Source organism: Kitasatospora sp. NPDC127067, assembly GCF_042724755.1.
GTDB classification, from domain to species: Bacteria; Actinomycetota; Actinomycetes; order Streptomycetales; family Streptomycetaceae; genus Kitasatospora; species Kitasatospora lactacystinica.
Genome location: NZ_JBHXEM010000220.1, coordinates 1 through 8,552 on the forward strand (window position 1 = coordinate 1; position 8,552 = coordinate 8,552).

Consider the following 8,552-nt stretch of genomic DNA (forward strand, 5'->3'; position numbering starts at 1 on the left):
CCCCCCCCCCGGGGCCCCCCCCCCCGGGGGGGCCCCCGGGGCGGCGGCGCGGGGGGGGGGGGCGCCCACCCGGCCCCCCACCGCCGCGCCGGCCGCCACGCCCTCTCGACGCGGACCGCCGCGGGCGAGCATCCTCGTGTCCCGGTGCGCGGCGTGCGGCCGCGCACCGTCCCCGCGTCGAGTGGAGGAACCCCCGTGGACCCCGTGGAGCGTCTCGTACTGGACCCGACCGGCCGCGCCCGCGATGCCGAGAGCGCCGAGCTGTGCGCGCGCGGAGCGGCCACGCCCGTCGACATCCTGGGCGTGCGGGCCTGGTCGGTGTCCGACCCGGTGCTGCTGGAGGAGCTGACCAAGGACCCGCGCGTCTCCAAGGACGGCGCGCAGCACTGGCCGGACTTCGCCGAGGTGGTGCGGACCTGGCCGCTGGCGATCTGGGTGAGCGCGCACAACATGTTCAACGCGCACGGCGCCGACCACCGGCGGCTGCGCCGGCTGGTGGGCGGCGCCTTCACCGCCCGCCAGGTCGCCACCATGACCGCCCGCGTCGAGGAGCTGACCGACGCCCTGCTGGACGGCCTGGCCGCCTGCGCCCCCGGCGAGGCGGTGGACCTGCGCGAGCGCCTGGCCTACCCGCTGCCGATCCAGGTCATCTCCCGGCTGCTGGGCCTGCCCGACGACATCACGGACACCTTCCGGAGCATGGTCGACAAGGTCTTCTCCACCACCCTGTCCGCCGAGGAGTCGGCGGCCACCGTGACCGCGTTCCTGGCCCTGCTGGAGGAGCTGATCGCCGCCAAGCGCCGCGAACCGGGCGAGGACCTGACCTCGGCGCTGATCGCCGCCCGCGACCACGAGAGCGACGGCGACTCCCGCGCGCTGAGCGAGGAGGAACTGCGCGACACCGTGCTGCTGATCGTCTCGGCCGGCTACGAGACCACCGTCAACCTGATCGACAACGGCATCACCGACCTGCTCACCCACCCCGAGCAGCTCGCCCTGGTGCGCGCGGGCAGAGCCGGCTGGGACGACGTCGTCGAGGAGGCGCTGCGCCGCAACGCGCCGGTCGCGCACCTGCCGATGCGCTACGCGGTGGAGGACATCGAGCTGCCCGGCGGGGTGACGGTGCGCCGGGGCGAGGCGATCCTCGCCGCCTACGCGGCCGCCGGGCGCCACCCGGCGCGCTACGGCGACAGCGGCGCCGACTTCGACGTCACCCGGCCGGTCAAGGACCACCTCGCCTTCGGGCACGGCGTGCACTTCTGCCTCGGCGCGCCGCTGGCCCGCCTGGAGGGGCGCACCGCGCTGAGCCGGCTGTTCGAGCGCTTCCCCGACCTCGCCCTCGCCCCGGACGCGCGGCTGGAGCCGGTCGACTCGCTGATCTCCAACGGGCACCGGGCGCTGCCGGTGCTGCTCGGCCCGCAGGCGCCGAAGGCGTCCTGACGCTCCGGCGCCCCCGTCGGCCGCCCCGGCGCCCCCGCCCGTACCGGCCCGCCACGCCCGCCGGCCCTCCCCGGCGCCCGCGCCCCGCGCCCGTTGCCCTCCTTTGCGTGCTCGCCCGGGTGGCGCAGCGGGGCGGGCCGGTACGGGCGGGTCGTGTTAGCAATGGCCGGAGGGGGCGGGGGTGTCCACGCGGACGCACGCGAAGCACTGGAGACCGGAGACCGTCGTGTCGCACCACCTCAGCGGACCGAACCTGCGCTCACCGGAGGGTGACGCGCGCCTGGATCTGACCGACCTGTTCGCCTTCGCCTCGCCGGAGCCGGGCCGGACGGTGCTGATCATGAACGTGAACCCGGTCGCGCCCAGTGGCGGGCAGGCCTTCCATCCGGAGGCGGTGTACCGGATCGACATCGACACCGACGGCGACCAGCGGGCCGACATCGCGTACAGCTTCACCTTCTCCGAGCCGGTGGGCGGGGCGCAGAGCATGACGGTGCGGCGAACCACCGGCGAGGGGGCGCGCGGGCACGAGGCGAGCGGTGAGGTGCTGGTGTCGCGGGCGCCGGTGAGTTTCACGGGCACCCCGGCGGTGGTGGAGGCGGGGTCGTACCGGGTGAGTGCGGGGCTGCGCAGCGACCCGTTCTTCGCGGACCTGGACGGGATCGTGAAGGACTTCCAGTGGACGGGGGTGGACTGGGGCGCGGACAAGAACGTCTTCGGGATCGTGCTGGAGGCGCCGGACGCGGCGTTCGGCGAGGCGCCGGAGATCGGGGTGTGGGCGCGGGTGAGCGTGCGCAAGGACGGTCGGCTGGTGTCGGTGGACCGGGGTGCGCATCCGTCGCTGACGGCGTACTTCAACGAGGAGGACGTGAAGGACGCGTACAACGCCGGGGAGCCGGTGGACGACTGGGTGACCTACCGTGATCCGTGGACGGCGAAGCTGCAGCACTTCGGCGGGTACACCACGGACGCGGCGCACGCGCAGCTGCGGATCGTGCTGCCGGACGTCCTGCGCTACGACCGGGCCCGCCCGGCCGTCTACCCGAACGGGCGCTCGCTGACCGACGACGTGACCTCGGCGCGGCTGACGATGCTCACCGACGGCACGGTGTCCGGTGACCACATCGGGCCGCACACCGATCTGCTGCCGGCCTTCCCGTACCTGGGCCACCCGCACTGACCTCGGGGGCCCGCCCTGTGGAGGGTTCCGTTCCGTGGAGGGTTCCGGCTCGTGGGGCAAGCAGGCGCGCCCCTGTCAAATGTCAGGGACCGCTGCGGGCGCCGGATTCCTAGGCTGACGGGCACCGGACGGACGGGTCGTCCGTCCTCGTACCAGCCAAGGGAGAACCACTCATGCGCAGGATCACCCACGCCGTCGCGGCCCTGGCCATGGCCGCCGCCGCGCTGACCACGACGGGGGCCGGCAGTGCCGGCGCCGCGGCCGGCGACTGGGCGGGCTGCCCGTCCGGGGCGGTCTGCATCTACCCGCAGGACCAGGACCCGGCGGTCAGCCCCAGTGCCGTCCACTGGAGCTACGGCGCGCACAACCTGAGCGGCCAGTACGGCAACCACTGGGTGCTCAACAACCAGACCGGCGGCGCGCACGCCCACCTGTGCCGCGCCTCGGGCGGCGGTGACTGCGTCTACGACATCGCGGCGCAGCGCGGCGTGTACTACGACCTGGGTCCGATCAACTCGATCACGCTCGACCGTCCCTGACGTTCCATCAGGCCAGAGCCGGGAGTGCCCGCCGTCCGAGGGGAGCGGCGGGCATTCCGCTTTCCCGCGCCGCGGGCGCGCCGCCCGTCCGAGGCGTGTTCACGAAGATAACGAATGGTGGTGGATTCCGGGGAGTCTGGTTTTACTTATTGACGTCATGTACGCGCCCAGGTTTAACTCCCCCCACCCCGCCGCGAAGCCGCGGCGATCCCAGGGAGAGGTATCCGATGAACGCCGTACTGCGTCGCGCCCTCGTCTCCACCATGGGCCTCGCGCTGACCCTGTCCATGACCGCCGCGTGCGGGAAGGCCGGCGGCGCCAAGAACGAGGCATCCGCCGCCGGCAACCCCGACGCCATCGGCCTGCTGCTGCCCGAGAACGCCTCCTCCGTGCGCTACGAGTCCTTCGACCGGCCGTTCATCGAGGCCAAGGTCAAGTCCCTGTGCGCACAGTGCAAGGTGCTGTACAACAACGCCGAGGGCAGCGCGGCCAAGCAGAAGCAGCAGTTCGACACCCTGCTCACCCAGGGCGTCAAGGTGATCATCCTCGACCCGTACGACGCCGACTCCACCCAGAGCTGGGTCGAGGAGGCCGCCGCCAAGGGCGTCAAGGTCCTCGCCTACGACCGCCTGGCCAGCGGCCCGGTCGCCGCGTACACCTCCTTCGACAACGAGAAGGTCGGCGAACTCCAGGGCCGGGCCCTGCTGGACGCGCTCGGCCCGCAGGCCGCCGAGGCCAACATCGTCATGATCGACGGCGACGAGGCCGACCCGAACTCCGCGCAGTTCAAGTCCGGCGCGCACAAGGCCCTCGACGGGAAGATCAAGAAGGTCGTCTACGAGCAGTCCGGGCAGTGGAACGCCGCCGTCGCCGCGCAGAAGATCTCCGCCGCCGTCACCGAGTTCGGCAAGAACGGCTTCCAGGGCGTCTACTCCGCCAACGACGGCATGGCCGCCGCCATCATCACCCAGCTCAAGGGCGCCGGCATCAACATCCCCGTCGGCGGCCAGGACGCCAGCCTGGACGCCGTCCAGCGCGTCGTGAACGGCGACCAGGCGTACACCATCTACAAGGCCTACCGCCCGATCACCGACACCGCCGCCGAACTGGCCGTCGCCCTGCTGCGGGGCAAGGACGTCAGGAGCATCGCCCCCGACAGCGTCGACAGCGCCACCGCCAAGAACATCCCGTCCAAGCTGCTGGACGCCAAGGTCGTCACCAAGGACACCATCGCCTCCACCGTGGTGGCCGACGGCATCTACAAGGTCTCCGACATCTGCACCGCCGACTACGCCGCCGCGTGCGCCGCCGCCGGCCTCAAGTAGGCCCCCTCCAGCAGAGCCCTCTCCAGCAGAACCCTCTCCAGCAGGACCCCTTCAGCAGGCCCCTCTCCAGCAGGCCTCGGCTATCACACCAAGTAGCCGCTCCCCCAAGGTGGTTGTTCCCGTGACAGGCGCACCCGTCCTGCAGCTGCGCTCGGTCTCCAAGCGCTTCGGTGCCGTCCAGGCCCTCACCGACGTCGACCTCACCGTCCACGCCGGCGAGGTGCTCGCCCTCGTCGGCGACAACGGCGCCGGCAAGTCCACCCTCGTCAAGACCATCGCCGGCGTCCACCCCGTGGACGAGGGCACCCTCGCCTGGCACGGCGAGCCGGTGCGCCTGGCCCGCCCCCAGGACGCCACCGCCCTCGGCATCGCGACCGTCTACCAGGACCTCGCGCTGTGCGACAACCTCGACGTCATCGCCAACCTCTTCCTCGGCCACGAGAAACGCCGCCGCGGCCTGCTCGACGAGGTCGCCATGGAACAGCACGCCCGGCGGCTGCTGGACACCCTCTCCATCCGCATCCCCGACGTGCGCACCCCCGTCGCCGCCCTGTCCGGCGGGCAGCGCCAGGTGGTGGCCATCGCCCGCGCCCTGGTCGGCGAGCCGGCCCTGGTCGTCCTGGACGAGCCCACCGCGGCCCTCGGCGTCGAACAGACCGCCCAGGTCCTCGACCTGGTGGAGCGGCTGCGCGGGCAGGGCCTGGCGGTCGTGCTGGTCAGCCACAACATGGCCGACGTACGGGCGGTGGCCGACACCGTCGCTGTCCTGCGCCTGGGCCGCAACAACGGCGTCTTCCCGGTGGCCGGCACCACCCAGGAGCAGATCGTCGCCGCGATCACCGGCGCCACCGACAACGCCCACGCCCGCCGGGCCCGCCGCACCGGGCACACCGAGGAGGCCGGGCACACCGGGCACACCGAGCCCACCGAGGAGGCCGAGGCCGTATGAGCACCCCCGAAGCACCCGCCCCCTCCCCCGCCCCCGCGGCCACGCCGGACCCCAGGCTGCACCGCACCGAACCGGGCTGGGCCGGCCAACTGCGCGCCGCCCGCCGGCGCCTGGCCTCCGGCGAGCTCGGCTCGCTGCCGGTCGTCGTCGGCCTCGTCGTCATCGCCGTCGTCTTCCAGTCCGTCACCCACCACTTCCTGCAGGCCGACAACCTCACCAACATCACCCGCTTCATCGCCGGGCCCGGCCTGATCGCGGTCGGTGTCGTCTTCGTGCTGATCCTCGGCGAGATCGACCTCTCCCTCGGCTCGGTCGCCGGCGCCGGCGCCGCCATCGCGGCCGTGCTGACCGTGCGCCAGGGCTGGAGCGAGTGGGTGGCGATCCTCGCCGCCCTCGGCGCGGCCTGCGTCATGGGGCTGCTGCACGGCCTGTTCTTCGCCCGCGTCGGCGTGCCCGCCTTCGTGGTCACCCTCGCCGGGATGCTCGCCTGGAGCGGCCTGCAGGAGTACGTGCTCGGCGACGGCGGCACCGTCAACAACCGCCACGGCGGCGTCGTCGCCGGCCTGGACAGCACCTTCCTCGGCGACGGCGACATCGCCTACGCCTGGGCCCTGGCCGTCCTCGCCCCCGTCCTCTACCTGGCCACCCGCCTGAACACCGCCCGCCGGCGCCGCGCCGCCGGCCTCACCGCACCCCCCGCCGCCGACAGCGCCGTGCGCGCCGCCGCCCTCGCCGTCCTCACCCTCGCCACCGCCTACACCCTCAACCAGGACCGCGGCCTGCCGCTGTCCCTGGTCGTCCTGCTCGGCGCCGTCCTCGCCACCGACTTCGTGCTGCGCCGCACCCGCTACGGCCGCCAGGTCTTCGCCGTCGGCGGCGGCGTCGAGGCCGCCCGGCGCGCGGGCGTCAACGTCGCCCGGGTACGGATCTCCGTCTTCGTGCTCTCCGCGTTCCTGGCGGGCCTGGGCGGCCTGTTCTACGCCTCCCAGCAGGGCTCCGCCGACAAGCAACTGGGCAGCGGCAACGTCCTGATGAGCGCCATCGCCGCGGCCGTCATCGGCGGCACCAGCCTCTTCGGCGGCCGCGGCAAGACCTGGTCCGCCCTGCTGGGCATCCTCGTCATCCAGTCCATCACCACCGGCCTGGACATGGTCCACGCCGCCCAGGCCATCCAGTACATGATCACCGGCGCGGTCCTGCTGGCCGCCGTCGTCCTCGACTCCCTCACCCGCCGCACCCGCACCACCGGCCGCCGGTAGGGAAGTTCGAACGGCCCGGCGCCCCGCCGCATCGCGGGACGCCGGGCCCTTTCGCGGCCCGCCTCCCGCTCCGGGGCTTGCCTCCCGCTCCGGCACCGCGAGAGGATCGGCCGATGTTCGAACTGCTCCCCGGCCTCGGGGTCCGACTGCCGGGCGCAGCGGGCACCCTGCGGTTCGGCCTGGACGAACGAACGACCGCCGAGACCCTGGCCGGGCTCGGCCCGCTCCGGCCGCGGCCCGTACCCGACGCGGCCCGGAGCCGCACCGCCCGCTGGGCGGACATCGAAGTGACCGCCGATACCGAGGAGTTGGACGGGGCCGAGGCGGATCCCACCGGGCCCGTCCTGCGGTCCGTCGTACTGAGCCGCGGCCGGTCGGCCTCGCACGTACCGGGCGGCACACCCGTCGTCCTCGCCGACGTCGATCTCTTCGGCTACCCGGCGACCGAGGTGCTGGAGGCCCTGGGCGACGATCTGCCCGCGGAACTCTCGATCGAGCCGCACGACCGGCACGGCTACCTGACGGCCGTCACCCTGCGAGCCACCCCGCCACCCCCGCCGGCAGGCCGTCGGACCCGGGCCGCGGCGGAAGCCGCCGAGGCCGAACGCGCCCTCGGCGGCTACCAGTACCTGTGGACCACGGAACGCGACCTGTGGCAGCTCCACGAGAGCGGCGGCGGCCATCTGGTCCGGCGCCGGGACGCGCCGTGGACGCACCTGCTGATCTGCAACGACACCTTGGCGCAGCGGATCACGGCCGAGATGCTCGCAGCCGGCGTGGACGTCGTTCCGGAGCGGTTCTGAGCCCTCCCCGGCCCCTGTCGCGGGGCCCGGCCGAGCCGTCGAGGCTCCTACCCGTCCTGCACGGTCGACTGAACGGCCCTCACCGCCAGGTCCCGAGCGCCCGGGCGAGCCGCCTGCCCTGCGCGGGTGTGATGCCGTGGGCGAGCTGTCGGGCGAACCGCGGGCTTCCCGGGACGTCGCACCGCAAGATCCCGGCGTCGGTGCGCTCCCGCTCTGCCCGGGGCCGGCCCCATCGCCGGCCCTGCGGTGCGCTCCAGCGAGCGGGTGCCCAGCGCAGGTGCCACAGGACGAAGGCGGCAAGCCGCGCCGCGTTCTCCGGCGGTGTCCCGACCGCGACCAGCGCCGCCCGCACCACCTCGGCGGCGGCCGTCGGCAGTTGCGCGTCGCCGAGTATCGGCAGCAGGAGCAGCAGCCGGACGGACGGGTCGTGCACGCCGGGCGCGGCATGGTCGGGCGTGTTCGCGAGGTGAATCAGCTCCCGCCAGGACAGGCCTGGGTCCCTGCTGGTGTTCCGGCTCCGGGAGGCGGGTGTCGACGGCGGCGAGACGACCTCGCACGCGACCCCAGTCGGGGTGGACGACCAGGTACTCCGTTCCCCAGTCCGTGGGGAGGTCGCAGCTGTACACCAGCACGGCGTGCCCGCCGCCGAAGGGCAGGCGCGCCTCCAGCCCCTCCAGCATCGCCGCCTCCCACGCGGCATCGGCCTCGGCGGCACCGGTACCGAACCACCCGGCGACCAGCTCGCGCTCCGTGTCCGCCACCGCACAATGCCGTGTCAGGTACGCGGCCCACCACTCCGGCCGGGCCGCTGTCCGCCCGCCATGTCCGTCGTCCAGCACCGGGTCAGGCTCTCACACCCTGTCGCGCAGGATCGGCGCCCCGACGGCCAGGTCGCCTTGTACACCCCCCCCGGAGCCGCACCCTTCCTCCACGCCCGCACAGGCAACAGGGCCGGCATCGGACAAGTCGGCATCCCTGCCCACCTCGCGGACCCAGCAGCTGGCGGACCGGCACCCGAGGCGGGGGGGGGGGGGGGGCCCGGCCCGGCCCCCCCCCC

8 protein-coding genes are annotated in these 8,552 nt (G+C 73.8%); 7 read left to right on the forward strand and 1 reads right to left on the reverse strand.

The features are described from left to right. Nucleotides 1-195: 195 nt before the first annotated feature. From ACFWJ4_RS39960 to ACFWJ4_RS39990, 7 genes are all read left to right on the forward strand, one after another. Nucleotides 196-1,440: a cytochrome P450 gene (locus ACFWJ4_RS39960; RefSeq protein WP_380553956.1), complete on the forward strand. Its 1,245-nt coding sequence runs from the start codon at nt 196-198 to the stop codon at nt 1,438-1,440. Between the two features lie 226 nt (nt 1,441-1,666). Next, entirely contained in the window at nt 1,667-2,620 is a 954-nt protein-coding gene (locus ACFWJ4_RS39965; RefSeq protein ID WP_380553958.1) for a DUF4331 family protein, read from the forward strand. A 173-nt stretch (nt 2,621-2,793) separates the two neighbouring features. After that, nucleotides 2,794-3,159, forward strand: a complete 366-nt coding sequence (locus ACFWJ4_RS39970) for a hypothetical protein (RefSeq protein ID WP_380553961.1) — start codon at nt 2,794-2,796, stop codon at nt 3,157-3,159. Between the two features lie 227 nt (nt 3,160-3,386). After that, a complete protein-coding gene (locus ACFWJ4_RS39975; protein ID WP_380553964.1) occupies nt 3,387-4,484 on the forward strand; it encodes a sugar ABC transporter substrate-binding protein in 1,098 nt (365 codons plus the stop codon). Between the two features lie 121 nt (nt 4,485-4,605). Beyond that, a complete protein-coding gene (locus ACFWJ4_RS39980) occupies nt 4,606-5,433 on the forward strand; it encodes an ATP-binding cassette domain-containing protein (RefSeq protein WP_380553967.1) in 828 nt (275 codons plus the stop codon). Next, nucleotides 5,430-6,692 carry a sugar ABC transporter permease gene (locus tag ACFWJ4_RS39985; RefSeq protein WP_380553969.1) on the forward strand — a complete coding sequence of 421 codons (1,263 nt, stop codon included), beginning with the start codon at nt 5,430-5,432 and terminating at the stop codon, nt 6,690-6,692. Before ACFWJ4_RS39980 ends, ACFWJ4_RS39985 begins: the two co-directional genes overlap by 4 nt. 113 nt (nt 6,693-6,805) lie before the next feature. After that, nucleotides 6,806-7,495, forward strand: coding sequence for a hypothetical protein (locus tag ACFWJ4_RS39990; protein ID WP_380553971.1), 690 nt, complete (start codon nt 6,806-6,808; stop codon nt 7,493-7,495). 79 nt (nt 7,496-7,574) lie between these two features. On the opposite strand, the gene ACFWJ4_RS39995 is transcribed toward ACFWJ4_RS39990, so the two are convergent. Further along, entirely contained in the window at nt 7,575-7,928 is a 354-nt protein-coding gene (locus ACFWJ4_RS39995; protein ID WP_380553973.1) for a hypothetical protein, read from the reverse strand. Nucleotides 7,929-8,552 lie beyond the last annotated feature (624 nt).